This is a genomic window from Alteromonas sp. AWJ4_199 (genome assembly GCF_056159165.1).
On record NZ_JBSWUR010000004.1, the window covers coordinates 43,371 to 69,334 of the forward strand.

25 protein-coding genes are annotated in these 25,964 nt (G+C 44.2%); 19 read left to right on the top strand and 6 right to left on the bottom strand.

Features of this window, described 5'->3' with window-relative positions:
- Positions 1–21: 21 nt before the first annotated feature.
- From rlmH to ACXAER_RS18595, 10 genes are all read left to right on the top strand, one after another.
- Positions 22–492, top strand: coding sequence for a 23S rRNA (pseudouridine(1915)-N(3))-methyltransferase RlmH (gene rlmH, locus ACXAER_RS18550; protein ID WP_474831778.1), 471 nt, complete (start codon positions 22–24; stop codon positions 490–492).
- Between the two features lie 30 nt (positions 493–522).
- Positions 523–2,439 carry a penicillin-binding protein 2 gene (gene mrdA / locus ACXAER_RS18555; protein WP_474831781.1) on the top strand — a complete coding sequence of 639 codons (1,917 nt, stop codon included), beginning with the start codon at positions 523–525 and terminating at the stop codon, positions 2,437–2,439.
- The gene (rodA, locus tag ACXAER_RS18560) at positions 2,436–3,551 is read left to right on the top strand and encodes a rod shape-determining protein RodA (RefSeq protein WP_474831783.1); all 1,116 of its coding nucleotides are present in this window, start codon (positions 2,436–2,438) and stop codon (positions 3,549–3,551) included. The genes mrdA and rodA overlap by 4 nt, the downstream gene beginning before the upstream one ends.
- Positions 3,552–3,556: 5 nt before the next feature.
- Positions 3,557–4,567 carry a septal ring lytic transglycosylase RlpA family protein gene (locus ACXAER_RS18565; RefSeq protein WP_474831787.1) on the top strand — a complete coding sequence of 337 codons (1,011 nt, stop codon included), beginning with the start codon at positions 3,557–3,559 and terminating at the stop codon, positions 4,565–4,567.
- A gap of 412 nt (positions 4,568–4,979) precedes the next feature.
- On the top strand, positions 4,980–6,164 hold the full coding sequence (locus ACXAER_RS18570; RefSeq protein WP_474831789.1) for a serine hydrolase: 1,185 nt from the start codon (positions 4,980–4,982) through the stop codon (positions 6,162–6,164).
- 101 nt (positions 6,165–6,265) lie between these two features.
- Positions 6,266–6,529, top strand: coding sequence for a DUF493 family protein YbeD (gene ybeD, locus ACXAER_RS18575; RefSeq protein WP_269916520.1), 264 nt, complete (start codon positions 6,266–6,268; stop codon positions 6,527–6,529).
- Positions 6,530–7,201: a lipoyl(octanoyl) transferase LipB gene (lipB, locus tag ACXAER_RS18580; protein WP_474831793.1), complete on the top strand. Its 672-nt coding sequence runs from the start codon at positions 6,530–6,532 to the stop codon at positions 7,199–7,201.
- A complete protein-coding gene (lipA, locus tag ACXAER_RS18585; RefSeq protein WP_015067114.1) occupies positions 7,194–8,156 on the top strand; it encodes a lipoyl synthase in 963 nt (320 codons plus the stop codon). Before lipB ends, lipA begins: the two co-directional genes overlap by 8 nt.
- A 228-nt stretch (positions 8,157–8,384) precedes the next feature.
- Positions 8,385–9,392: an asparaginase gene (gene ansA, locus ACXAER_RS18590; RefSeq protein ID WP_474831797.1), complete on the top strand. Its 1,008-nt coding sequence runs from the start codon at positions 8,385–8,387 to the stop codon at positions 9,390–9,392.
- 90 nt (positions 9,393–9,482) lie between these two features.
- A complete protein-coding gene (locus tag ACXAER_RS18595) occupies positions 9,483–10,322 on the top strand; it encodes a DUF2797 domain-containing protein (RefSeq protein ID WP_474831799.1) in 840 nt (279 codons plus the stop codon).
- A 106-nt stretch (positions 10,323–10,428) separates the two neighbouring features.
- On the opposite strand, the gene ACXAER_RS18600 is transcribed toward ACXAER_RS18595, so the two are convergent.
- Positions 10,429–10,980 carry an NAD(P)H nitroreductase gene (locus ACXAER_RS18600; protein ID WP_474831800.1) on the bottom strand — a complete coding sequence of 184 codons (552 nt, stop codon included), beginning with the start codon at positions 10,978–10,980 and terminating at the stop codon, positions 10,429–10,431.
- Positions 10,981–11,177: 197 nt separating this feature from the next.
- A complete protein-coding gene (locus ACXAER_RS18605; RefSeq protein WP_474831803.1) occupies positions 11,178–11,789 on the bottom strand; it encodes an HvfX family Cu-binding RiPP maturation protein in 612 nt (203 codons plus the stop codon).
- Between the two features lie 44 nt (positions 11,790–11,833).
- Here ACXAER_RS18605 and ACXAER_RS18610 point away from each other — a divergent pair, with 44 nt between their 5' ends.
- The 3 genes from ACXAER_RS18610 (at position 11,834) to ACXAER_RS18620 (ending at position 14,624) form a co-directional block, all read left to right on the top strand.
- The gene (locus ACXAER_RS18610) at positions 11,834–12,019 is read left to right on the top strand and encodes a hypothetical protein (protein ID WP_474831805.1); all 186 of its coding nucleotides are present in this window, start codon (positions 11,834–11,836) and stop codon (positions 12,017–12,019) included.
- Between the two features lie 197 nt (positions 12,020–12,216).
- Positions 12,217–14,082, top strand: a complete 1,866-nt coding sequence (gene sppA / locus ACXAER_RS18615; protein WP_474831808.1) for a signal peptide peptidase SppA — start codon at positions 12,217–12,219, stop codon at positions 14,080–14,082.
- Between the two features lie 89 nt (positions 14,083–14,171).
- Positions 14,172–14,624: a SprT family zinc-dependent metalloprotease gene (locus ACXAER_RS18620; RefSeq protein WP_474832103.1), complete on the top strand. Its 453-nt coding sequence runs from the start codon at positions 14,172–14,174 to the stop codon at positions 14,622–14,624.
- Positions 14,625–14,765: 141 nt separating this feature from the next.
- On the opposite strand, the gene yfbV is transcribed toward ACXAER_RS18620, so the two are convergent.
- On the bottom strand, positions 14,766–15,215 hold the full coding sequence (gene yfbV, locus ACXAER_RS18625) for a terminus macrodomain insulation protein YfbV (RefSeq protein WP_269916513.1): 450 nt from the start codon (positions 15,213–15,215) through the stop codon (positions 14,766–14,768).
- A 582-nt stretch (positions 15,216–15,797) separates the two neighbouring features.
- Between yfbV and trxB the strand changes: the two genes are divergently transcribed.
- The 4 genes from trxB (at position 15,798) to infA (ending at position 18,574) form a co-directional block, all read left to right on the top strand.
- Positions 15,798–16,763 (top strand): thioredoxin-disulfide reductase, encoded by a 966-nt coding sequence (trxB, locus tag ACXAER_RS18630; RefSeq protein WP_118495102.1) that lies wholly within the window; start codon positions 15,798–15,800, stop codon positions 16,761–16,763.
- A gap of 51 nt (positions 16,764–16,814) precedes the next feature.
- Positions 16,815–17,561 carry a leucyl/phenylalanyl-tRNA--protein transferase gene (gene aat / locus ACXAER_RS18635; protein ID WP_474831813.1) on the top strand — a complete coding sequence of 249 codons (747 nt, stop codon included), beginning with the start codon at positions 16,815–16,817 and terminating at the stop codon, positions 17,559–17,561.
- Complete coding sequence (locus ACXAER_RS18640) at positions 17,558–18,280, top strand: arginyltransferase (protein ID WP_474831815.1); 723 nt, start codon at positions 17,558–17,560, stop codon at positions 18,278–18,280. The genes aat and ACXAER_RS18640 overlap by 4 nt, the downstream gene beginning before the upstream one ends.
- 75 nt (positions 18,281–18,355) lie before the next feature.
- Positions 18,356–18,574, top strand: a complete 219-nt coding sequence (gene infA / locus ACXAER_RS18645) for a translation initiation factor IF-1 (RefSeq protein ID WP_008844395.1) — start codon at positions 18,356–18,358, stop codon at positions 18,572–18,574.
- 163 nt (positions 18,575–18,737) lie between these two features.
- Here the strand turns inward: infA and clpA are convergent, their stop codons facing one another.
- Together clpA and clpS are read right to left on the bottom strand one after the other, a co-directional pair.
- Positions 18,738–21,014, bottom strand: a complete 2,277-nt coding sequence (gene clpA / locus ACXAER_RS18650; protein WP_474831818.1) for an ATP-dependent Clp protease ATP-binding subunit ClpA — start codon at positions 21,012–21,014, stop codon at positions 18,738–18,740.
- 24 nt (positions 21,015–21,038) lie between these two features.
- On the bottom strand, positions 21,039–21,359 hold the full coding sequence (gene clpS, locus ACXAER_RS18655) for an ATP-dependent Clp protease adapter ClpS (RefSeq protein WP_118495106.1): 321 nt from the start codon (positions 21,357–21,359) through the stop codon (positions 21,039–21,041).
- A 245-nt stretch (positions 21,360–21,604) separates the two neighbouring features.
- Here clpS and cspD point away from each other — a divergent pair, with 245 nt between their 5' ends.
- Positions 21,605–21,823: a cold shock domain-containing protein CspD gene (gene cspD, locus ACXAER_RS18660; RefSeq protein ID WP_474831822.1), complete on the top strand. Its 219-nt coding sequence runs from the start codon at positions 21,605–21,607 to the stop codon at positions 21,821–21,823.
- 577 nt (positions 21,824–22,400) lie between these two features.
- Here cspD and ACXAER_RS18665 read toward each other — a convergent pair.
- The gene (locus ACXAER_RS18665) at positions 22,401–24,620 is read right to left on the bottom strand and encodes an NADP-dependent isocitrate dehydrogenase (RefSeq protein ID WP_474831824.1); all 2,220 of its coding nucleotides are present in this window, start codon (positions 24,618–24,620) and stop codon (positions 22,401–22,403) included.
- A gap of 513 nt (positions 24,621–25,133) precedes the next feature.
- Here ACXAER_RS18665 and ACXAER_RS18670 point away from each other — a divergent pair.
- Positions 25,134–25,676, top strand: coding sequence for an rRNA large subunit pseudouridine synthase E (locus ACXAER_RS18670; protein ID WP_474831826.1), 543 nt, complete (start codon positions 25,134–25,136; stop codon positions 25,674–25,676).
- The last annotated feature ends 288 nt before the right edge of the window (positions 25,677–25,964 follow it).

Sequence of the window (25,964 nt, forward strand, 5' to 3'; positions counted from 1 at the left end):
CCTGCGGTAAGGGTATATTAAGTGCGTATACAAATTGTGGCGGTCGGAACAAAGATGCCAGGCTGGGTTAACACAGGCGTTGAAGAATTTATTCGTCGATTCCCCAGCGATATGCCGGTGTCATTTACTGAAATTCCCGCAGGTAAACGGGGTAAGAACGCCGATATAAAGCGCATTTTAGAGAAAGAAGGCGAGCAAATGCTAGCCGCTATTCCCAAGGGAAACCGCATAGTTACGTTAGAAGTAACGGGTAAGCCTTGGGACACCCCTACACTGGCTAAACAACTCGACAATTGGAAAATGGATGGGCGCGATGTAAGCCTTCTTATCGGCGGGCCTGAAGGATTGGCGCCTGAGTGCATTGCTGCTTCTGAACAAAAGTGGTCCTTATCAGCCCTTACTCTTCCCCATCCTCTTGTTAGGATCATTCTTACAGAAAGCCTATATCGCGCATGGTCGGTGACGCAAAATCATCCATATCACCGTGAGTAATTGGTCGCTTAATTAATGCAAAGGAAGTCAATGCAACGAAAACGTCAAGCAATACGGGACCACTCCGCAGAAGCGAACTTGTTCGCGCGCCGAGCGACCATTGCTTTTATTATTGTTGTGGCCATGTTGGGCATTGTACTTAACAACCTTTATTCTTTGCAGGTTACCCAATTCGAAGCTTACCAAACCCGCTCTAATGGTAATCGAATAAAAGTTTTACCCGTAGCGCCCAACCGTGGACTTATTTACGACCGCAATGGCGTACTTTTAGCTGAAAACCGCCCAGTTTTTAGCCTAGAAGTCATTCCCGAACAGGTCGATGATATTGACCAAACCCTTGCCGATTTAACTGAATTAATGGACATCACAAGTGATGAGTTAGAGCGCTTCCAGTCCACGCTTAAAGGAACGCGAAGATTTAAACCCGTAGCCCTTCGCACACAATTAAGCGAAGAGGAAGTCGCGCTTTTTTCTGCCAGCAAACATAAATTTCCCGGCGTGCAAATTGAAGCCCGTCTAGCTAGACATTATCCGTACAAAGAAACCCTCACTCACGCCCTCGGTTATGTGGCACGTATTAATAAACGCGACTTGCAAAAGCTTGTTGAAGCGGGACAAGAAGATAATTACGCGGCAACTCATGACATTGGCAAATTAGGTATTGAGAAATACCACGAAGAGCTGCTTCATGGAAAAGTGGGTTATCAGCAGGTCGAAGTAAACAACCAAGGCCGAATTATTCGTGTACTCAGTGTTGAGCCACCAACACCGGGCAAAGACATCGTACTTAACCTGGATTTAGAGCTTCAGTTAGAAGCCCAGCGAATAATAGAAGGCATGCGCGGCGCTGTAGTGGTTACCGATGTTAAAACAGGTGGCGTACTGGCACTTTACTCTAACCCTAGTTACGACCCCAATTTATTTGTGCACGGTATCAGCAGTAAAAATTATTCAGCGCTGTTAAATTCAGCCGACAGGCCACTCATTAACCGTGCTACTCAAGGTCAGTATCCCCCTGCCTCTACCGTTAAACCCCATTTAGGTTTGGTTGGTCTTGAAGAAGGCGTTATAACGAAAGACTACACTATAGACGACACAGGGCGCTATAAATTACCAAATGTGTCTCATGTGTGGCGTGATTGGCGTCGATGGGGTCACGGCAAAGTAGATGTATCAAAAGCCATAGAAGTATCTTGTGACACCTACTATTACGAATTGGCTTATAAATTAGGGATCGATAAAATTAGTGAGTCTATGTATGAATTCGGCTTTGGCGATTTTACCGGTATCGATCTTTATGAAGAATCAGACGCGAATATGCCAAGCCGCGGCTGGAAACGCGCTCGGTTTAATCAACCCTGGTACATTGGCGACACTATACCCGTTGGTATAGGCCAAAGTTACTGGACCACCACACCTGTACAGTTGAATACTTCTGTCAACACGCTTATCAACGCTGGGGAACGCTATATTCCTCAAATTATTCGCGGCTATATGAATACCGATAGCACTGTCGACTTGATCCCGCTTAAGTCGCTTCGGCCTATAGAAATTAAAAACCGCGACAATTTGGATGTAGTGTTAAACGCCATGCGTGATGTGGTAAGCGGCGAAGAGGGCGGAGCGCGTCACGCATTTGCCGATACGCCATACGATTCTGCGGGTAAAACAGGAACAGCACAACTATTTACTGTTGGGCAAAGTGAAGAGTACGACGCCAGTAAGATAGATGAGCGTCTTCGCGACAACGCCATGTATGTAGGATTCGCGCCTTTCGACGACCCAGAGATATCGGTTACCGTGGTACTTGAAAACGTAGGTGGTGGTAGTAAGAACGCAGCGCCTGTCGCACGTCAAATCATGGATTTCTATTTCAGAGATCGTGTCTTTGAAACTGTAAAAGCTGACTCGGCAAACAGTGACAAAAAATTAGGGACAAACCAGTGAAACGAACCACCATTAACCCTAATAAAATAAGTTTTCTTCAGCGCATTCATATTGATGGCTGGCTGCTCGTTGGTCTACTAGTGTTAAGCTGCGTTGGATTATTTACACTCTATTCTGCATCTGGACAAGATATGGAGCAAATGGAGCGTCAGTTTATCAGACTGGGTTTTAGTTTTATCGTCATGTTCGGCCTAGCCCAAGCCCCTTTAGGCGTGTTTAGGTTTTTCTCAACCTATGCCTATGCTGCTGGTTTATTAATGCTTATAGCCGTATTGCTGTTTGGCGACATGGGTAAAGGTGCACAGCGCTGGCTCGATTTAGGCTTTATTCGTTTTCAGCCCTCTGAATTAATGAAGCTTGCCGTACCTATGATGGTGGCGTGGTATATTAGTAAATTTACTATGCCGCCTCGCACCACACATATCATTGTTGGTTTTGGCCTAGTGGTTGTGCCCACCATCCTAATTGCTAAGCAACCCGATTTAGGAACTTCACTGCTAATTGCGAGTTCAGGCATCTTTGCCATATTTCTAGCAGGTATGAGTTGGCGTCTTATATCAATAGTCGGCGGGCTTATCGGTGCATTTGCGCCTGTTATGTGGTTTTTCTTAATGAAAGACTATCAAAAGCAACGGGTTCTCACCTTTTTGAACCCAGAAAGCGACCCTCTCGGCTCTGGCTACCACATTATTCAATCTAAAATTGCCATTGGTTCAGGCGGCGTTGATGGAAAAGGCTGGCTGCAGGGCACCCAATCGCAACTAGAGTTTTTGCCAGAACGCCATACCGACTTTATTTTTTCTGTATTTAGCGAAGAATTTGGTCTTACCGGTGTCATGTGCTTAATGGCAATTTACATTTTTATTATTATGCGCGGTCTGATCATCTCCAGTCGCGCTCAAGATGCTTATTCGAAACTACTCGGCGGTAGTATCACCCTTACCTTTTTCGTTTACGTGTTTGTAAACATGGGCATGGTTTCCGGATTACTCCCTGTGGTAGGCGTGCCCCTCCCCTTGGTGAGTTTTGGTGGAACATCTATGGTGACTTTGATGGCAGGTTTTGGCATTCTTATGGCCATTGCTACTCAAAAACGTTTAATGTCTAGATAACTTGTATGTTACAGCGCCTTTTTTCGGTACTTGATTTAGTTAATGTAAGCGCATTTCAAGCAAACTTACGAAACGCAGATTTCGTGCGTCAACACTTTATGCGTTGCGGCGCGGCTGTACTTACCGCCATTGTATTAGTGGGGTGTCAAAGCGCGCCTTCACAATCTAGCCGCTACACTCAAAAGCAAGACTCTGCACCAAAATACGTTGCAAAAAAGCCTGAGACATTAGACGCGGTACCAAAGTACGAAGCCTATCGCATGTTCAATAGCAGGCCCTACAAGGTACTTGGTAAACACTATACGCCAATGAATAATGGTAAAGGCTATGAAGAGGTGGGCTATGCGAGTTGGTACGGTCAAAAGTTTCATGGTCATTTAACCTCAAACGGTGAAACCTATAACATGTTTGCTATGAGCGCAGCTCATAAAACACTGCCGCTTCCCTCTTATGTACGCGTAACTAATTTGGAAAACAACAAGCAAGCCATAGTTCGCGTTAACGACCGCGGTCCGTTTCACGATAACAGGATCATAGACTTATCTTACGCCGCCGCAGTGAAGCTTGGCTATCACAGTAAAGGTACGGCAAAAGTTAAATTGGAAGTTATCCATTTTGATGAACAAAACAATGTCACGGTAGGCAATAACCCAACGGTTACCTACGATGAGTACTTAGGCATAGCTGTAACTCCTCCTTCAGAGGTAGCCAGTACGTTGCCTACACCACCGCTTGCCCCAGCGTCATCTGATAAAAAAGCAAGTATACCAAGCAGCAATACAGTGGCCGAAGCTGTTTACATACAAGTTGCCGCGCTCTCAAATGCTGAAAAGGCAAAATCCATTTCCAACGTACTGTCGGCCTTGTACCAAATCCCTGCTCATTTGCCGGTGGCTGATAACATTTACAAGCTCCAGCTTGGGCCTATTCACGACGAAGCTGTCGTGGCAGAGGTGCTCGAGCAGTTAAAGCAAAACGGTTACCCTAACGCTTACGCAATTACACAAACGCTATAAACTGTAAACGGGTTATCAGTAGCCAGTCTTCTTGTACAGTGTTGTTCATACCCACTAAAGGTTGCCAACACCCAAAAATAAATAAGAACTTGTTATCTCGCCAATGTATGCCCGTTTATAAAATCAACAACAATATGGCAGCTTTGTGTCATTCAACAGGCAATATCACGGTTTCTTCGCCTTATCCCTACTATCACGTAAACTTTTTTGATAAAACCTAGTCTTATAAGCAGCCTTTCGTTAAGATCTCTGTTTGCCCCCACAAATAAGTGGGTGAATAATTAGGGTTCGGTTACGAACTGGATAAAAGCTAAAATTGGGTAGCCCTGTTTTGCGGTCTTCGCTTCGCGGTCATCGCATCAACAAGGTAAGCTTTAACTCACACGGACAAACGGTCAAAGAAATTAGAACCATGCTCAGAATAATTCAACGCGCTAAACCGTCATTACTTTCATTTGCCTTTTTGGTGATGGGGACATTACTGCATACAGCAAACGCAGCAGTAGTCACACCGCCTGCCCCAACTGTAGCTGCAGAAGGTTTTTTACTTACCGACTATGAAACCGGTAATGTTATTGCATCAAAAAACGCAGACATGCAGCTTGCACCAGCAAGTTTAACCAAAATCATGACTATTTATGTTATTGGTAAAGAACTTCAAGCAGGCAACATTAGTCTTGACGATGAAGTCACCATTTCTGAGAATGCATGGGCGAAGAAATTCCCAGATTCTTCAAAAATGTTCATCGAAGTAGGTACACAAGTTTCTGTACGCGACTTGCTGCGCGGTATCGTTGTACAGTCAGGAAACGATGCCTGTGTTGCAATGGCCGAACACGTTGCAGGCTCTGAATCTGCGTTTGCTAGCATGATGAACGCTCACTCAGCATCACTTGGTATGACAAGTTCTCACTGGGTAAACGCACACGGCTTGCACGACCCCGACCACTACACTACACCACGTGACATGGCTGTTTTGTCTCGCGCGCTAATTGCTGAGACACCAGAAATGTACAAAATTTACAGCGAAAAAGAATTTACCTATAACGGTATTAAGCAATACAACCGCAACAGCCTACTGTGGGATAAAAGCTTAAACGTTGACGGTATCAAAACTGGCCACACGTCAGACGCGGGTTACAGCCTAATCACATCGGCGGAACAAGGCGGAATGCGCCTAATCTCAGTAGTTATGGGTACAGACAGCGAACGCGCGCGTAAAGTTGAAAACAAGAAGCTGCTTAAATACGGCTTCCGTTTTTACGAAACACTTACGCCATATGAAGCTGGCCATAGTTTTGTAGCGCATCGTATCTACATGGGTGATAGAGAAACCGTAGACCTTGGAATTAACCAATCTACCCCCATTACTATTCCGCGCGGTCAGGCGGCAAACTTAGAAGCTAACTTTGAGCTTGACGACAAGCTAGAAGCGCCTCTTGCAAAAGGCCAAGTTGTTGGGAAACTTTACCTACAGCTAGATGGTGAAGATGTAGCGAGTTACCCTTTGGTAACACTTCAAGAAGTAAAAGAAGGCAGCTTCTTTAACCGCGCTAAAGACTACATTATGCTTCAGCTAGGTTTTGACGACGAGTAAGTTACTATACTGAAAACGTTAAAAAGCTAGTTGTGAAGCGGCCAGATTTGTTACAATCTGGCCGTTTTTTTATATGATATTTTAAGTACCAAGGATATCGCATGGATACCCGTTTCGACGAACTACTAGATTTTCCAACAAACCAAACCTTTAAAGTAATGGGCGTCGCCCACGAAGACCTACCAGAACAGGTAGTAGGATGTCTTCAACAGCATGCACCTGGCGACTATTCACCTACGGTGAAACCAAGTAGTAAAGGTACTTACCACTCGGTGTCTGTTAGTGTGCGCGTTACCAGTAAAGAGCATATGGAAACCATTTACACTGAATTAGCTAAGCTAGAGCTTGTAAGGGTTGTACTTTAAGTGAATGAGCAGTCGACATCGGCTACCGTAGATGGCGTTATTGTACGTCAACTAGGTCGTCAGCCTTACGCGCCAATCTTTGAAGCGATGAAACGCTTTACCGATGAGCGCGACCAGAATACGCCAGATGAAATATGGCTTGTGGAACACGATGCGGTATTTACTCAAGGGCAAGCGGGTAAAGCCGAACACATACTGATGCCTGGCGATATACCCGTGGTTCAGGTCGACCGTGGCGGTCAAGTTACCTACCATGGCCCAGGCCAGCAAGTCATTTATTTGATGCTTAACATAAAGCGCCGCAAGCTAGGCGTACGTCATTTGGTCACTGCAATGGAAGAAGCAGTGGTCGGACTACTTGCCAAGTATGACGTCAAGGCCTATCCAAAGCCCGACGCGCCTGGGGTATACGTCGACGAGAAGAAAGTCTGTTCGCTAGGTTTAAGAATACGTAATGGCTGCTCGTTTCACGGCTTGGCTTTAAATGTTAATATGGACCTATCACCGTTTCAGCGTATCAACCCATGTGGTTACGCCGGTATGGAAATGATCGATACCGCGCGCCTTAATGGTCCAACGACACTTGAAACCGCTGGTAAGGAATTAACGCACCTGTTGCTAGAAGCGCTTTCCCTTACACAGCCAACATATAAAGAAGGTTTTGATGAGTAACGCACGACCTCAAGCGGGGGTAAAACTTCGCGATGATGAAAAAGTAAAACACATACCCGTCACCATTATTCCTACAGAAAAGGAAGAAATGCTGCGTAAGCCTGAGTGGATCAAAATCAAACTTCCTCGTACTACCGAGAAAATTGACCACATCAAGAAAACGCTGCGCAAAAACAATCTTCACTCTGTGTGTGAAGAAGCAAGCTGCCCTAACCTAGCGGAATGTTTTAATCACGGTACTGCCACCTTTATGATTTTGGGTGACATTTGCACCCGTCGCTGCCCTTTCTGTGATGTAGCTCATGGTAAACCTCTTCCTCCAAGTGCAGAAGAACCTGAAAAGCTAGCTAAAACTATCGCAGAAATGAACCTGCGTTATGTGGTTATTACTTCTGTAGACCGCGATGACCTTCGCGATGGCGGAGCTCAGCACTTCGTAGATTGTATTAACGCCATTCGCGAACACAGTCCAACGACAACAATCGAAGTACTAGTACCCGATTTCCGTGGACGTATGGATCGCGCGCTTGAGATTTTCAAAAATGGCGTACCGGACGTATTCAACCACAACCTTGAAACCATTCCACGCTTGTACCGCGAGTGCCGCCCAGGTGCAAACTATCAGTGGTCGTTAGATTTGCTGAAGAAATTTAAAGCACAACATCCAGACGTTATGACAAAGTCAGGTCTGATGATGGGTATGGGTGAAGAAAACGAAGAGATCCAAGGCGTACTTGACGATTTACGTGCTCACGATGTAGATATGCTTACTTTAGGTCAATACCTTCAGCCAAGCCGTCACCACTACCCGGTTAAACGTTATGTTCACCCGAAAGAGTTCGATGCTTTAGGTGACTATGCTAAAGAGATTGGCTTCACCCACGCAGCATGTGGCCCTATGGTTCGCTCTAGCTACCACGCCGACCAACAAGCAGCGGGCAAAGAAGTTAAGTAAAATTAAGTTAAATAAGACTTAGTTAAACAGTTGTGGCTAATTCATAACTAGCTCATTTACGTTACTTCGTAACGAAAAAAGGCAAACTAAAAAATGCGACATAAAGCGGTGGTCTTCACCGCTTTTTTTATGCCCCTATTTCTGGGTGACAAACCCGTAGGTCTTGTTAGAATGCCCTCAAAATACGCAGTCCCTTTTTTAAGGGCTTTGAAGGGTAAGAGCATTTTCATGCGCAAACATATTTATATCGCCTATACAGGCGGAACAATTGGTATGAAGCCATCTAAACAGGGCTACGTCCCAGCCGCCGGCTTCTTATCGGACACGCTTAAAAATATGCCAGAGTTTCATCGCTCTGAAATGCCCCTTTTTACGCTCCATGAATACGATAACCTTATTGATTCTTCAGATATGGATCCTACGGATTGGCAGCGTATTGCCGATGATATCGCCGATAACTATGACAAGTATGACGGCTTCATTATATTGCATGGCACTGACACAATGGCTTACACCGCCTCAGCGTTAAGTTTCATGCTAGAGGACTTGTCTAAGCCAGTAATAGTAACTGGGTCACAAATCCCTTTAGCTGAACTTCGTTCAGACGGCCAAGTTAACCTACTCAATGCGTTATTTGTAGCCGCGAATTTTCCTATCGCTGAGGTCGGGCTTTTCTTTAATAACCGACTTTTACGTGGTAACCGAAGCCGTAAAGTGGATGCAGACGGATTTAGCGCATTCGACTCGCCTAACTTCCCTCCTCTATTAGAGGCTGGCATTAATATCCGCGTTAAAGCGGGAGAACTCGCAAAAACGCCCACAAACAACTTAACCGTATCTAACGTGTCGGCACAGCCTATCGGCATGGTGAGTTTATACCCGGGCATTGCACCAGAGGTAATTAAAAACACCCTGCAGCAGCCTGTAAATGCGCTAATCTTACTTAGCTACGGCGTGGGGAATGCCCCCCAGAACCCAGAGCTTATTGCGCAGCTTAAATACGCTAAATCCCGTGAAATACCAGTTTTAAATTGCACCCAATGTATGCGTGGTCGCGTGAATATGGGTGGTTATGCTACAGGACACGGTTTGCAGGAAGTAGGCGTTTTGTCCGGTAGCGATATGACCCCTGAGGCCGCTCTTGCCAAACTGCACTATTTATTAAGTAAAGGGCTTCCTTTTGAAGATGTCTGTAAGTTGCTAACGCAAAATCTGCGTGGCGAATTAAGCGACTAAGCTTCCATAAAAGATTAATGCTGAAGGCTTTATTTAAAACGTAGCAATAATGCTAAGTAAGAAAGATTTCAAAGAATGAAGGTTTAAAAAGTGACAACAAACTATTCAGGTATGCTGAAAAAGATGCGTACCTCTGCTGACGAAAATAACAAAGTTAACTATACACTGCCCATTGGCGATGCATTACTGGATATCAACGAACTTATCGGTAAAGAGGTGTCCGTTACTTTTTCTGGTGAGATTAACTGTGTTCATTGTAATCGTAAAACTAAGAAGAGTTTTAACCAGGGGTATTGCTACCCCTGCCTAATTTCACTTGCTCAATGCGACAGTTGTATTATTAAACCAGAAAAGTGCCACTACCACGAAGGTACGTGTAGAGAGCCTCAATGGGGCGAAGAACATTGCTTTAGCGAACATTTTGTTTATTTAGCAAATACCGGCACCGTAAAAGTAGGTATTACCCGTCAAGTCACAGACGGCGTATCTACACGCTGGATGGACCAAGGTGCAACCCAGGCTACTGTTATGTTGCGCGTGCCTGACAGGCTTACCAGCGGTTTAGTTGAAACCTTATGCAAAGACCATATTGCCGACAAAACCAATTGGCGCACTATGCTTAAAGGAAAGCCCGATGAGGTCGACTTAGAGCAGGTTAAATCAGAACTGATGAGCAAAATTGAAAATGATTTAGAGGCGCTAAAACAAGAGAAAGGGCTTCAAGCCATTTCAGAAGTGTCTACGCCGATACACGATATTCACTATCCTGTTGAAGAATACCCAATAAAGATAAAATCTTTGAACCTTGATAAAGACCCGTCATTCAGCGGCGTGTTGCAGGGGGTTAAAGGTCAGTATTGGATGCTAGACGGTGACCGCGTTATCAATATAAGAAAGTTCGCGGGCTACAAGGTAGATCTATCGTTTTAAAACGTCTGCCAGGTCTGTTGTTTGGGATTAGCAACAACAGACCTGTATTGAAAACAGCTCGCTATGAATGTCGTTTATTGTGATGACTTAACGAGAAAACTAACACTTACTGCCAATATTCAAAGTAGTCTTCACTATTTCTTTGCGGCTTAGGTGCGGGTTCAAACGCCGGCGTTCCGAGATATAAGAACCCCACTAGTTCATCGTCTTCGCTCAAACCCAGCCCGTTTCTCACTGTTTCACAGTGCGCATAGCCACCAGTACGCCACATTCCATTAAACCCTTGTGCAACTGCAGCCATTTGCATGGCCATAACACCACAGCTAGCAGAGGCAATTTGTTCAACGCGGGGGACTTTTTCGTGTTCTTTGTGTTTGGCAATAGCAACAATTATCATAGGCGCGCGTTTAGGGAGTTGAACTGCACGCTCAATTTCCTTCTGCGACTTCTCGTTTTCTATTGCAGACTGTTCGTAAAGTGCACCCAGCTTATCGAGCCCTTTCCCGGTACATACAATAAAACGCCACGGTGTAAGGCAAGCGTGATCTGGCGCTCGAAGGGCTGCTTGCATGATGTTTTCCAAGGCATCACCACTTGGCGCCGGTGCTTCTAATCGAGGCTGAGAACTTCTATTGAGTAATAATGTTAATGCGTCCATTTACGTCCCTACTTTTCACTCATATGGTTGTTGGCTCATATGGTTGTTGGCCCATATGCTAGCGCGTATTTAAAATGGTATGGCTGGGTTAAAAAGCACACCTGTAGTATGTGGTAGATCCTACGGCTGATAAACAAAAAAGACCAGAAAATTCCGGCCTTTTAATGTGAATGTCTTGAGAGTAAATAGCCGTTAAGCTAATCCATTTTGCGACTAAATATTGTTCCTAAATAGTAATCCACACTCAAAAAACGACCGCCTCCATAAATGAACAAGACTAACAACATAACAAAATAGGTCGCCGCGAACTCGATACCGTTATTAAGTACAACAAAGTTGCCGCTTGAGGTTAGCCAGTCATAGTGACCGTGCTCTTGTAGCAACGACTTAGCGGCCGAGAGCTTTTCCGGTGCAGCCATAATGCTCTCATTTAATAAAATAGTACCGTCTGCTAACCACGAAGATGCATCAGCTATGGCTAACCAGCCGTTTTCAGCATGTACACTTACCATGGCGACGACCATTGTTATCATAAGGGGTATACTGACCAACCTTGTTAACGCGCCAAACAACAACAAAATGCCACCTACTAGCTCAGCGGCTGTAGCCAGAAATGCCATGACCAGCGGCATGGGTAATCCAAGGCCGTAATCGTCGTTTCCGAACCAATCGACTATACTGTCGAAACTGGATGCTTTGTTCCATCCTGCCTGTATCATCACAGGGGCTAAGTATAGGCGCAATAAAAGTAATGGGATGCCGTCGGCTAATTGAAGCCGTGTAACAAATTGTCGATAGAGGTGTATCATTGTTTTACCTATCCGGTGTGCTTAGAAAATAAGAACGGCGCTTTATGAAAAAAATTTCACCTCACAAGAATAAGGCATCCCCCTTCTCTCGAATAATGCGAAAAGGCCAAGAAAAAACAAACTACAAAGCGCGAAACGGAAAGCTTCTTATGATAATGAGCGAAGAGGATCACAAGCGCATAGCTAAGTTAATTAGCAAGTGGCTAGACCAAGATGCAACACATCGATAAACACTAGCTGATGGCATGCAGCTTTTAAAGTGAGTTTCTACCTAGATATACTCAAGCCAAAACGTACTTACAAAAAATTACAATTAAGTTCGCGATCTTACTCGATTTAGGTAACATAATAGGATGCAGTACATTGGGCTTGATACACCTGCTTCATCTTGCTCTGATTAGTTAATTCAAAAAAGGTAGTGATAAAAATGGCAGCCAAAGGAAATTGGACTAAATCCTTGTTTATTGGCTTGTGGACGGTGCTTAACTTCACCCGCAAACTTTTCTTTAATGTGATATTCATTGTTATTTTTGTTGGATTGATTATCGCCATTGCCGGTCAGGGCGATGAGCCGTTATCAGTAAATAAAGATAGCGCGTTGTTTCTTACCTTGAACGGTAAACTCGTTATTGAAAAGGAAAGTATCGACCCATTTGAACAGTTTTTGCAGGAATCCCTTGGTAGCGAGCCCGAAAACCCTGAAGTACTCGTTCGCGATGTTATGAAGGTTTTAGAGAATGCCAAGAAAGACCGACGCATAAAAGCCCTAGTGCTTGACCTTCATGGGTTAACCGGAGGCGGTTTAGATAAACTGCGCACTGTCGCAAACGCTATCGATGCATTTAAAGAATCAGGAAAACCTGTTTACGCCATTGGCGATTACTTCTCGCAAGATCAATATTACTTAGCAGCTCACGCAGACAACATCTACCTAAACCCAATGGGCGGATTAATGTTTGAGGGTTACGGGCGTTACGGCATGTACTTTAAAGACATGCTTGAGAAGCTAAAAGTAACTACCCATATCTTCCGTGTAGGAACGTATAAATCTGCCGTCGAACCTATCATGCGAAATGATATGTCTGAGGAAGCTAAAGAAGCAGAGAAGCAATGGTTAGACGGCTATTGGGCACAATATAAAGCTGACGTTGCGGCTGCTCGCGGTATTGATGAAGCAAATTTCGATGAAACACTTCAAGGCCTATTAGCAAAATTTGAAGCGGCCGGTGGTGACTTCGCCCAGTACGCGCTTGAAAACGACTGGGTTGATGGGTTGAAAACTCGCGAAGAAGTGAGAGTAGAGTTAACCGAATTAGTGGGTGAAGGTGATAACAAACACGGTGTAAACCTCACTACATTTAACTCTTACCTCAAAGTCGTTAACCCACCTATGCCTGTCATTGAGTCAGACATGGATAAAGTGGCTATCGTCGTTGCTAAAGGCACTATTTTAGATGGTGATCAAAAAGCTGGCACTATAGGCGGAGACAGTACTGCTCGTTTATTGAGAAAAGCGCGTTTGGATGACAACGTTAAAGCCGTTGTCCTTCAAATAGACTCACCCGGTGGCAGTGCGTTTGCCTCTGAAATCATTCGCCAGGAAGTTCTACAGCTTCAACAAGCAGGTAAGCCTGTTATTGCGTCTATGAGCACTTACGCAGCATCTGGTGGTTATTGGATAGCAGCAAGCACCGACAAGATTATTGCAAGCCCAAGCACTATTACAGGCTCTATTGGCGTGTTCGGTATGTTTATGACATACGAAAACTCACTTGATTATTTGGGTATTCACAGTGACGGTGTAGGCTCAACAGAACTTGCTGGTTTTTCTACTGTGCGCCCTCTCGCACCAGAGTTTGGTCAAATTCTTCAGCGTAACGTTGAAAATACATACGGTAACTTCTTATCGCTAGTGTCTAACGCTCGTGGTATGTCAGTAGAGGAAGTGGATAGCGTTGCACAAGGTCGCGTTTGGATTGGTGAAGATGCAATTGAGCTAGGGTTAGTTGACCAGTTAGGAACACTTGATGACGCTGTCGCAGCCGCCGCAGAGATTGCAGAACTTGAAAACTATGACACCTTCTATGTACAGCGCACGTTAACCGCACAGGAAATTTTTTGGAAAGAATTTTTCGGTCAAGCCATGACGTTCGTAGGAAAGTGGCAGTTTGCTCACGCCGACTCATCATTAGTTAACGAGTTTAAGCGCGTACTTAAAGAGTTTAGTTTAGTTAATAAGCTAAACGACCCTAAAGGAACCTACGTGCTTTGTTTACCTTGTGATGTCGAGTAGTTAACGTTAAATACAGTTAAATACGAAAAGATATAAAGTGAGGCAGAAACATCGCTTCAAATGATCTAAACCACGAACAGCGTCGCGTAATTACCGACGCTGTTTTTTATTGTTTTGAGCAAGCAGAGCGTTACTTTAACCGAAAGTTTGAACGCCCTACGGTTACCTTTAGACGTTCAGGTAGGAATGCGGGAACGGCGTTTTTACAGCAAAACCGCCTGAACTTTCACCCTATTCTCTTCAAAGAAAATGTCGACGCCTTTATAAATGACGTGATACCTCATGAAGTTAGTCATTTACTGGTATGGACGTTGTTTGGAAAGGTTCAGCCCCACGGCAGAGAATGGCAATCGGTTATGCATGGTGTTTTTAACCGTACACCTGCAGCCACCCATCAGTTCGATGTAAAAAGGGTGATAAAAACCTTCCAATACGTTTGTGACTGCGACACCTATGCACTATCCACGCGCAGACACAATAGTATTTTGAAAGGCGGACAGTACAAATGTCGGAAATGTCAGGCTTTGCTGCGAGCCGTATAAAAAGCTACGAGCCGTATAAGTAGCTACGAGCGGCCTAAACAGCTACTAGCCGCCTAAACACTTCATTTCTCGGGCGAGAGTTCGCCTAGTAGCTAGACTACTATTAGTAGGCTACGAGAGTTTGGAAGCAACAGATGGCTTTTAATTAAACCAGTGTTTGGTAAATGCGTTATCAAGATCGTTAAAGGCCGTTTTAAGTAGCTGAGCCAGCTCCTTATATTTAGGCTTAGACTTAGCATTACTGATATTCACTCCCTGCGTGCGCATTTTAGAATGAATTTCCTGATACCAGCTTTTTAGCTGTGGTGGAAGATACTGATCTGAGCGATGCCCCAACCATAGTAAGCCCTGCATAGGTAAGCTTAGAAAAAAAGCGCCTATTGTAATAGTTTGAGGAAGATAGTCTGTGCCTAAGTTCTGGTACAAAAGCGCACACGACACCATAGCAACCGGCGGCATAGTTTTAATAGCAAACTTGGTGGCTGCGACTACTCTGCATTCTGGGAAAAAAGCATAAAGTTCTTTTCTCACAGGCCATGTCTTCATGTACTGCTGACCGTTTTTCAACATTGTCATTACTGATTGAGACATGGTTCACCTCTTCGTTCTCAGATAGGTATAGTTAAATTGTAAACTGCTTTTTATCTATTACAATTTAGTTGCGTGATTTTCACTCGTTATTTTTGCGCTAAACGCAGCACCTTCTACAAGGTATCTACGACACAAAACATTTTATCAAATAAGATAACGATTTGGGTAATTAAGTTTTGTCTAAGGCGCTGTAAAGCGCTTCAGCGAACCCACTGTGACTATTTACGCTCTGGCTTACTTTTTAGATGCGTTCGGCACATTGATTTCAGTGGTTATGCTTTAAAGGTACTACAAAGTTAAAAGCATCGTAATAATTAAAAGGTATAAATTGAACTTATCTTTAAGTGACATTTTTAGCACTTGAAGGCATCATATAGCGCTTTAGCCTGAACATAGTCTTGTATGGCTTAGTTGTTACTTTTGTTGACACAACTAACTCACGACCTGCAGATAATGCGCTGGCAGATTACTATAATAAAAGTAACTGGGTATTGAGCTTGATTTACGAATTTTCGCCCCTACCTAGCTTTCTAAGAGAATTTTATAAGTAACCCATAACGGGTGAATTATTTGGAGAGGAAAATGGCAGAAAGCAGACACGTCCGTCTACTTATCTTAGGTTCAGGCCCTGCGGGTTATTCAGCGGCGGTTTACGCTGCACGTGCAAACCTTGAACCTGTATTGTTAACTGGTATTCAACAAGGCGGACAGCTTACTACCACCACTGAAGTTGAAAACTGGCCGGGCGATCCAGAAGGACTTACAGGTCCTGACCTAATGGTTCGTATGCAAAAGCATGCAGAAAAGTTTGATACCGAAATTATTTTCGACCATATCAACAAAACTGACTTTTCAAAGCGCCCTTTCACTCTTTACGGTGACAGCGGTACGTATACCTGTGACGCATTAATTATTGCAACAGGTGCCTCTGCTAAATACTTAGGCCTAGAGTCAGAACAAGCCTTTATGGGTAAAGGTGTATCTGCCTGTGCAACCTGTGACGGTTTCTTCTACCGCAACCAAAAAGTAGCGGTTATCGGTGGTGGTAACACGGCTGTTGAAGAAGCACTATACCTTTCGAACATTGCTTCAGAAGTACACGTTATTCATAGAAGAGACAGCTTTAGAAGCGAAAAAATTCTAGAGAAGCGTCTTCGCGAAAAAGCTGAGAATGGCAACGTGGTCCTTCACCTAAATCGTACCCTTGATGAAGTGCTTGGTGATGAGATGGGCGTAACCAAAGTTCGTATCAAAGATACCAACAGTGAGGCAACAGAAGAGATTGATGTTATGGGTCTTTTCGTGGCTATCGGCCACAAGCCAAACACTGATATCTTTGATGGCCAACTAGAAATGAAAGATGGCTATATCGTAGTGAATAGTGGAACTAACGGAAACGCAACTCAAACTAGCGTTGAAGGTGTATTTGCCGCGGGTGACGTGAGCGACCACATTTATCGTCAAGCTATTACATCAGCCGGAACAGGCTGTATGGCTGCGTTAGACGCCGAAAAGTACCTAGACGGTACCATGCCTGAGCAAGGTTAATACTCTATACCCAAGCCCTACATTCCTGTGGGGCTTTTTTCTGGCTGAATTATGATAGCGTTACACTATATAGAAGAAGGCGCTCCCTTCCCTTCTGTTGATACCGCATTGCAAGATCCTAACGGCCTGTTAGCGTTTGGTGGTGATCTCAGCCCAGCCCGTTTATTTTCAGCGTATTCGCAAGGAATATTTCCTTGGTTTAGCGACGACGAACCTTTGTTATGGTGGTCACCTGACCCAAGAGCCATTATCGAACTCGACAATTTTGTTGCATCGAAAAGCCTTCAGAAACTCGCTCGTAAGAGGAAGTATCAAGTTACCCTGAATCATGCGTTCGACCGTGTGATAGAAGCGTGTTCATCAACACCTCGTAAGAACCCTAATACGGGTGAATTGAACAGCGAAACCTGGATTACCGACGACATGATTGGCGCCTATCGGCAGCTTAATGGTTTGGGTTTAGCCCACTCGGTAGAAGTATGGAATGGAGATTCGCTAGTTGGCGGGCTGTATGGCGTGGGAATTGGGAAAGTATATTGCGGCGAGTCTATGTTCCATATTGAAAGCAATACATCTAAGCTTGCCATGTTGGCGTTGGTCGAACATATGAAATCGCAAAACATGGCGTTTATCGATTGCCAGCTTCCTACTGATCACTTGTCATCACTGGGCGCTACCGTGTTGCCTCGCGAAAATTTCATTGAAAAACTGGAAAATAGCAACCACACTTTAACTGAAGACGGTAGGCTGTCTGAAGACTATCTTAATCGTTGGAAGCCAAGAGTGATTACTCCGTGAAGTTTGGTATAACACAATCATTTTCATGTAGCTATTTGCCTGATGAGCAAGAGCAGTTGTTAGTGTACGCCGAAAATAACGATTTTCAGGCGTGGCGATATTCACAACTGATACAAGCGGGCTTTCGTCGAAGTGGCGAGCAAATTTATCGCCCCCACTGCCCTGCCTGCCAAGCGTGTAAATCAGTGCGAATACCTGTTCATGATTTCGCGCCTTCTCGCAGCCAGAAGCGGCTTCTTAAAAATAATAACGGGTTTAGTGTAAAACTCGTTGATAAAACCAAATCAACTTACTACCCCCTATATGAACGCTATATTACAGAGCGCCATGCAGACGGCAGTATGTATCCGCCATCTAAAACACAGTTTGATAATTTCGTTTTGTGTGAGTGGATGACAACACATTATTTAGAGGCCTATGATGGCGACAAGCTTATTGCTGTAGCCGTCACTGATATCGTCGATGCCAACCAACACATGGGGGCGCTGTCTGCGCTTTACACGTTTTTTGACCCCGACTATAGTTCAGCCTCTCTGGGAACCTGGATGATATTGATGCAGATCGAGCAAGCTAAGGTTTTAGGCCATCGATACGTCTATCTGGGGTACTACGTAGATGGCTGTAAAAAAATGTCTTACAAACATAAATTTTTGCCTTTTGAGCAGTTTAGTGACAATGAATGGCATCTATTTAGCAAAAATAGTAAAATAGACACTTAATTGCTTTACACCGAACCCAAGATTGGGTAAGGTCTGCGCGGCAAAAATTTTGAATTACTGAGGTAACTGCTTTACATGGCAAAAGAAGATTGTATTGAAATGGAAGGTACTGTGTTGGACACACTACCTAACACTATGTTCCGCGTTGAACTAGAAAACGGTCACGTTGTGACTGCACACATCTCTGGTAAAATGCGTAAGAACTATATCCGTATTCTTACTGGCGATAAGGTCACTGTTGAGATGACTCCTTATGATTTGACCAAAGGTCGTATCATTTATCGCGCAAGATAATGAGCCATTTAAGCGGTAACGCATAAAAAAAGCCCGATGAATATCGGGCTTTTTCGTATCTAGTGGTTACAGTTTCAAAAAGAAACAGTAGCGCTAAGATAAACAACGTCAGTTGTATTGCCTAACGCTACGTTCGGTCACTGTTCAGTATGAATATGCTGTTCTAGCTTGGTTCTACTTCTTCAGACTTAGCATCAACGCCTGAGTATTCGAAGGTAAGCTTGTCATCAACACAATCTACTTTCACATTTCCGCCTTTAGATAGCTCACCGAACAATAATTCATTCGCCAGCTCTTTCTTAAGGTCGTCTTTAATTACCCGAGCCATAGGACGTGCGCCCATCGCTTTGTCATAGCCCTTCTCAGCCATGTAAGCACGTGCAGCACTGGTTACCTCTAGCGACACCCCTTTAACGTCAAGCTGTGCCTGAAGCTCGATAATAAACTTATCAACCACTTGTAGGATGATCTCTGGGTCAAGGTGATTAAACCAAATAATACCATCAAGACGGTTTCTAAACTCAGGGGTAAACACCTTGTTGATTTCAGACATTGCATCGTGGCTGTGGTCTTGCTGTTTAAAGCCAATAGACTTACGCACCGTTTCCTGCACACCTGCGTTGGTAGTCATAACCAACACGACATTTCTGAAGTCTACTTTACGGCCGTTGTTATCGGTCAACGTGCCGTGATCCATAACTTGTAGAAGGATGTTGTATATGTCGCTATGCGCCTTCTCAATCTCATCTAGAAGCACTACCGAGTACGGATTTTTAATTACCGCGTCTGTTAACAAACCACCTTGATCAAAACCTACGTAGCCTGGAGGAGCACCAATAAGACGACTTACTGCATGGCGCTCCATGTACTCAGACATGTCAAATCGCACTAGCTCAACGCCCATGGTTTTCGCCAGTTGTTGTGTTACCTCTGTCTTACCCACCCCGGTAGGGCCAGCGAACAGGAAACTACCAATAGGTTTTGCTTCATTGCCTAAACCTGAGCGCGATAACAAAATAGCGTCATTTAGCGTCTCTATGGCTTTATCCTGACCGAACACAACCATCTTAAGGTTGCGGCCTAGGTTCTTAAGCACTTCTTTGTCAGAAGCCGATACAGATTTCTCAGGGATACGCGCCATTTTTGCAATAATTTGCTCAATATCGCCTACATTGATTGTCTTCTTGCGTTTTGACGGTGGCAATAGACGCTGGCTCGCGCCGGCTTCGTCCATAACATCAATAGCTTTATCTGGAAGATGTCGCTCATTAATGTATTTAGCTGACAGTTCAGCAGCCGCCTGAATCGCTTTTTGAGTAAAGCGCACATTGTGGTGCTCTTCATACCGACTCTTAAGCCCAAGTAGTATCTTGGTCGTATCGCTCACACTTGGCTCAGTCACATCTACTTTTTGGAAGCGACGAGCAAGAGCGCGATCTTTTTCAAAGATACCCTGGTACTCTTGATAAGTAGTCGAACCAATGCAGCGAAGTTCACCGCTAGATAGCTTAGGCTTAAGCAAGTTAGACGCATCCATTACCCCGCCTGACGCCGCACCGGCACCAATGATGGTATGAATTTCATCAATGAATAGAATTGCGTGTTTGTCTTTGCCAAGCTCTTTCAAAATCGCTTTTAAGCGTTTTTCAAAGTCACCACGATATTTGGTGCCAGCTAACAGCCCGCCCAAATCAAGTGAATACACTGTACTTTCTGCGATAACTTCAGGCACGTCATCGTTTACAATTCTATATGCCAGACCTTCGGCAATTGCAGTTTTACCTACACCGGCTTCACCTACAAGCAGTGGATTGTTTTTACGGCGACGACACAGAATTTGAATTGTGCGTTCTACTTCTGAATCGCGGCCAATGAGCGGGTCAATTTTACCGTCTTTAGCGTGGCGGTTTAGATCAGTGGCGTATTTGCTTAATGCAGAACCGCCCTCTTCACCCGACTCACCTTCTTCAGAAGCTTCAGGATTAACGGGCTCATCGTCATCAGCTTTACTAACGCCGTGACTGATGAAGTTCACAACATCTAGACGAGTTACATCAGCTTTCTTGAGGATGTATACCGCTTGCGATTCTTGTTCGCTAAAAATAGCCACTAGCACGTTGGCGCCGGTTACTTCGTCTTTGCCTGACGACTGCACGTGAAACACCGCGCGCTGTAATACGCGTTGGAAGCCCAGGGTTGGCTGCGTTTCCCGTTCGTTTAATTGGTCATCTAAGATGAGTGGCGTGGTGTCTTTAACGAACGATAACAGTTCGCTTTTGATTGCCTCAATATCGGCACCACACGCTTTGAGCGCATCGCGAGCAGCTGAGTTATCAAGCAATGCCAACAACAAGTGCTCTACCGTCATAAACTCGTGACGGTGCTCTCTGGCAAATACAAACGCGTCGTTTAACGTTTGTTCTAATTCTTTATTTAACATATTGCTCGCCCTCTACAAAAAACCTTATGCTTGCTCCATCGTGCACATCAACGGATGCTGATGTTTGCGTGCGTACTGATTAACCTGCATCACTTTTGTCTCTGCTATCTCAGCAGTAAAAATGCCACACACGGCTTTTCCTTGATAGTGAACGGTCAGCATAAGTTGGTTGGCTTTCTCATCGTCCATATTGAAAAACTTTTTGAGTACCTCAATGACAAAATCCATCGGTGTATAGTCGTCATTGTTCAACAACACTTTATACATGGGAGGCGGCTGCGGCTTTTGTCGCTGCGCGTCTTTTTGTTTTTCCTTTTCGATACTAATAGCGTTGTCTTTACTCATAACTTAATAATAGTGGTATACCGGCAGATATGTGTACAAACTTTTGTATAAATTTATTCACATTTGCCCTTGACATAATATGGTTAAAAAATCTACATTTTGTATAGTGGTTTTGAGTATTACACGTTTGTCACTCTAAAGCAGTCACTTTAAAGTTTCTATAATGAATACTCTTTCCACAATGTCTCCGGATCTATAATGGGGGCAGATACTCGTGAGTTCAAGGATTAAGAGGAAGTCGAAGTATGGCGGTTGGCAAAGTTAAATGGTTTAACAACGCAAAGGGTTTTGGATTTATCGTACCTGAGGAAGGTGGTGAAGATATTTTCGCACATTACTCTACGATTCAAATGGAAGGCTATCGTTCGCTAAAAGCAGGTCAGGAAGTAACGTTCGAAGTTCAGCAAGGCCCTAAAGGTCTTCACGCTGAGAACATTGGCTTCAAAGAAGAACCAGAGCGTTAATTAGAGAATTTATAAAGCCTGACCTAGTGTCGGGCTTTTGCTTTCTTTGCTGTAAGCTTTTGCTACGTGAAAGTGATATGGGCGCAATTAGCGTCAGGTTTTTTGTCGTCTTTAAATTTTCATATACCGTATTCTCACACCTTCTACCCCTAGAGCCCTCTTCTCTCTTTTTTGTTTTCTGTTTTATTATTAATTCTTAAGTCTAGCCATATTTCTAGAGTTAGTTAGCGCGGGCTCGTGCTTACAGACTGCTAATGCTGTTGTTTTTATTCACGTACTTTCATATTTATTTTTAATCTGCATATCTTTCTCATTTCGCCGTTTAGCGTTTTTTAATTTTACTAACTTAGTAATTCCTTACCCTGCTAACTTTGTATTTTCACTCTGCGCTTTGCTATACCGCTCTTCTTATACCGTACTTTCAATACCAGCCTTAACTTGTAAGCGGCATAAAAAAGCCCGCTTATATAAGCGGGCTTTTAAATTGTATTTAGATAACGCTAACAGCTATCTAGGCAAGCTTACGCGGATGCAATCATACAGCCGCGTCTAAACGCTACTATTATGCGTCAAGAATCTATGCGCCAAGAATCGCTTTTAATGTCTGGCTAGGAGACATTGTTGCGAAAAGTTTGTCTTCGTCTGGGTAGTAATAACCACCAATTTCTTGCGCGCTACCTTGAGTCGCATCAATCTCAGCCAAGATGTCATCAATTTTTGCAGATAACTCTTCATACACTGGCTTAAACTGCGCTGCTAGGTCTGCATCTTCAGTTTGGTTCGCTACTTCTTCAGCCCAGTATAGACCTAGGTAAACATGGCTACCACGGTTGTCTAGCTGACCTGCTTTACGAAGTGGCGACTTACCATTGTTAAGTAGCTTCTCAGTTGCCTTATCAAGGGCAGAAGCAATCACCTTTGCTTTAGTGTTGCTGTGTTTAATCGCAACATCTTCTAGCGATACCGCTAGTGCAAGGAATTCACCTAGTGAGTCCCAACGCAGGTGACCTTCTTCAACAAACTGTTGTACGTGCTTAGGTGCACTACCACCTGCACCCGTCTCATAAAGACCGCCGCCAGCCATCAATGGAACAATTGATAGCATCTTAGCGCTTGTACCCAACTCTAGAATTGGGAATAAGTCAGTTAAGTAGTCACGAAGTACGTTACCGGTTACTGAAATAGTGTCTAAACCGCGAAGCGCACGTTCCATGCTGTAGCGGATAGCGCGTACAGGAGACATAATTTGAATGTCTAAACCGTTTGTATCGTGGTCTTGAAGGTACTTTTCAACTTTCTTGATAAGTTGCGCATCGTGAGCACGCTCGTCATCAAGCCAGAATACTGCAGGCATACCAGATTGACGTGAACGAGTCACCGCTAGCTTAACCCAATCTTGAATAGGTGCATCTTTCACCTGACACATACGCCAGATATCGCCTTCTTCAACATCGTGAGAAATAAGAACGTTACCGTCTTGGTCAACGATTGATACCGTGCCGTCTGCTTCTAGCTCAAACGTTTTATCGTGTGAACCGTACTCTTCTGCTTTTTGCGCCATTAGACCAACGTTAGGTACCGTACCCATTGTTGTCGGATCAAATGCACCATGTGTCTTACAGAAGTTGATAACTTCTTGGTAAATGGTGGCGTAAGTACTTTCAGGAATAACCGCTTTAGTGTCGTGCGCCTTTCCATCTGGTCCCCACATTTGACCAGAGTTACGGATCATTGCAGGCATAGACGCATCTACAATTACGTCACTTGGTACGTGTAGGTTCGAGATACCTTTGTCAGAGTTAACCATCGCAATTGGCGGACGGTCTGCATAACAGGCGTTGATATCTTTTTGAATTTCAGAGCGCTGGCTTTCAGGTAGGCTCGCGATTTTGTCGTAAACGCTACCAAGACCATTGTTTGGATTAACACCAAGCTCTTCAAAAAGGTCGCCCCACTTGTCGAATAAATCTTTATAGAACACTTTTACACAGTGACCGAACACGATTGGGTGAGACACCTTCATCATGGTCGCTTTTACGTGTAGTGAGAATAGAACGCCAGTGTTCTTCGCATCTTCAATTTGCTCTTCGAAGAACTCGCAAAGCGCCTTTTTGCTCATGAACATGCCGTCGATCACTTCGCCAGCAAGCAAGTCTACGCGAGACTTAAGTGTTTTCTTGCTGCCATCTTTGCCAGTAAATTCAATGCTAACGTGACCGTCTTTTTCAACTGTCACTGACTTCTCACCAGAGTAGAAATCACCGCCGCGCATGTGCGCTACGTGTGAACGAGACGCTTGAGACCACTCACCCATTGAATGCGGGTGCTTACGCGCATAATTTTTAACAGCAGTAGGCGCACGACGGTCAGAGTTACCTTCACGCAGTACCGGGTTAACCGCACTACCTAGTACCTTACCGTAACGCTCACGAATCTCTTCTTCTTCAGCATTTTTAGGTGAATCAGGGAAAGCTGGTACGTTGAAGCCTTTATCGTTTAATTCTTTGATCGTTGCACGAAGCTGAGGAATTGAGGCACTGATGTTTGGAAGCTTGATGATGTTAACGTTCGGGTCTTGGGTCATCTCACCCAGTTCAGCTAACGCGTCTGGCACTCTTTGTTCTTCAGAAAGATACTCAGGGAAATTTGCCAAAACACGCGCAGCCAATGAAATATCGCTTAGCTCAACGTCGATATCTGCAGCTGCGGCAAACTTCTGGATGATTGGAAGAAGTGAGTAAGTCGCCAGCATTGGCGCTTCATCAGTCTTCGTATAGATGATCTTAGACTTGGTCATTATATACCTCAATTTTTTCGACAGGGTACTGTCGTTTTTAGTCCATTAGGTCGCAACAACCCGTAACATGTGTCATGTTACGCCCACAGTCATTGCGAAACGTATTTGATGTTTTCCACCTTTTGCTTTTATTAAGCATTAGGTCACTTGCTGTTTTCTTCCCTGCATATTATTCAATTCCCTATGTTAGCAATAAGCACCTCGTTGCCATGCGCTTAACTTAATAGTTACGCAAAGCAGTAAGGTCTGATGTACAAGCAAGCCCGCTTGTCACTGCTAAAACTGTCTAATAATTATGCAGATGCGCTCTCTTATAAAAATGGGAGCGACCATTAGTATAGGGTCGAAAGTTTGAGTTACAAGTCATACCATTGTCTTAGCACATAAGATCACCGAATTTATCGACAAATTACTGTGCAGAAACGGCTATTTGTACTGAATTTTCTCAAGCGCGTTAATTCAATTTGAAGTAAAATCCCCCCGAAATCTCGACAATCAACAAGCGGAAGTATCATGTCTTCAAACGCCAAAGTGGTGCTGTTTAATAAGCCCTTTCAAGTTCTTTCTCAATTTACCGACGCGGACGGTAGAGAGACGCTAAAAGATTATATTGATATTCCCGATGTTTACGCTGCGGGCCGCCTAGACCGAGATTCTGAAGGCCTCTTAGTACTCACTAATGATGGTAAGCTTCAACACAAACTTGCAAACCCCAAAGCCAAGACCAGCAAAACCTATTGGGTGCAGGTTGAAGGTGTCATGGATGAAAAAGCCATGCAGGCACTACGCGATGGTGTTGAATTAAAAGATGGCATGACCCGCCCTGCCAAAGTCAAAGCAATGCAGCAGCCCGATGTATGGCCAAGAAACCCACCTGTGCGTTTCAGACAATCTATTCCAACTAGCTGGGTGTCAATTACCATCACAGAAGGCAGAAACCGACAAGTCAGGCGTATGACCGCACACGTAGGTTTCCCTACCCTTCGCCTTATAAGATATCGAGTAGGCAGCTGGACCATAGATGGCATTGAAAATGGCAAGTACGTGAGCTTTTGATGACTAAACCAAGCCCAATACTTGAATTCACTTTTGTCGACCACACTAATGTGGCACCGAGAAGCTGGAAATATATCAACCGATAGGCATAGTTGTACCTAGTGGTGCTTATTTACGCACGGAAACATTAATGCGTTAAAGACCAAGCTTGTCCACGTACATATTTAATTACTTAATCAGATAAGGATTAGATGTGAATTACCGATCGGAATCTGATAAAATCCGCGACCTCGAAAACGGGCCTGTTTGTTCGTGCTTTCTTACTGTAAAGCTTACGGTGAAGCTCAT

What these genes read in the sequence shown, in the direction of transcription:
- mrdA (WP_474831781.1), top strand. Translation starts at nt 523, where the DNA reads ATGCAACGAAAACGTCAAGCAATACGGGACCACTCCGCAGAAGCGAAC.
- ACXAER_RS18565 (WP_474831787.1), top strand. Translation starts at nt 3,557, where the DNA reads ATGTTACAGCGCCTTTTTTCGGTACTTGATTTAGTTAATGTAAGCGCA.
- ACXAER_RS18570 (WP_474831789.1), top strand. Translation starts at nt 4,980, where the DNA reads ATGCTCAGAATAATTCAACGCGCTAAACCGTCATTACTTTCATTTGCC.
- ybeD (WP_269916520.1), top strand. Translation starts at nt 6,266, where the DNA reads ATGGATACCCGTTTCGACGAACTACTAGATTTTCCAACAAACCAAACC.
- lipA (WP_015067114.1), top strand. Translation starts at nt 7,194, where the DNA reads ATGAGTAACGCACGACCTCAAGCGGGGGTAAAACTTCGCGATGATGAA.
- ansA (WP_474831797.1), top strand. Translation starts at nt 8,385, where the DNA reads ATGCGCAAACATATTTATATCGCCTATACAGGCGGAACAATTGGTATG.
- ACXAER_RS18600 (WP_474831800.1), bottom strand. Translation starts at nt 10,980, where the DNA reads ATGGACGCATTAACATTATTACTCAATAGAAGTTCTCAGCCTCGATTA.
- ACXAER_RS18605 (WP_474831803.1), bottom strand. Translation starts at nt 11,789, where the DNA reads ATGATACACCTCTATCGACAATTTGTTACACGGCTTCAATTAGCCGAC.
- ACXAER_RS18610 (WP_474831805.1), top strand. Translation starts at nt 11,834, where the DNA reads ATGAAAAAAATTTCACCTCACAAGAATAAGGCATCCCCCTTCTCTCGA.
- sppA (WP_474831808.1), top strand. Translation starts at nt 12,217, where the DNA reads ATGGCAGCCAAAGGAAATTGGACTAAATCCTTGTTTATTGGCTTGTGG.
- yfbV (WP_269916513.1), bottom strand. Translation starts at nt 15,215, where the DNA reads ATGTCTCAATCAGTAATGACAATGTTGAAAAACGGTCAGCAGTACATG.
- trxB (WP_118495102.1), top strand. Translation starts at nt 15,798, where the DNA reads ATGGCAGAAAGCAGACACGTCCGTCTACTTATCTTAGGTTCAGGCCCT.
- aat (WP_474831813.1), top strand. Translation starts at nt 16,815, where the DNA reads ATGATAGCGTTACACTATATAGAAGAAGGCGCTCCCTTCCCTTCTGTT.
- infA (WP_008844395.1), top strand. Translation starts at nt 18,356, where the DNA reads ATGGCAAAAGAAGATTGTATTGAAATGGAAGGTACTGTGTTGGACACA.
- clpA (WP_474831818.1), bottom strand. Translation starts at nt 21,014, where the DNA reads ATGTTAAATAAAGAATTAGAACAAACGTTAAACGACGCGTTTGTATTT.
- clpS (WP_118495106.1), bottom strand. Translation starts at nt 21,359, where the DNA reads ATGAGTAAAGACAACGCTATTAGTATCGAAAAGGAAAAACAAAAAGAC.
- cspD (WP_474831822.1), top strand. Translation starts at nt 21,605, where the DNA reads ATGGCGGTTGGCAAAGTTAAATGGTTTAACAACGCAAAGGGTTTTGGA.
- ACXAER_RS18665 (WP_474831824.1), bottom strand. Translation starts at nt 24,620, where the DNA reads ATGACCAAGTCTAAGATCATCTATACGAAGACTGATGAAGCGCCAATG.
- ACXAER_RS18670 (WP_474831826.1), top strand. Translation starts at nt 25,134, where the DNA reads ATGTCTTCAAACGCCAAAGTGGTGCTGTTTAATAAGCCCTTTCAAGTT.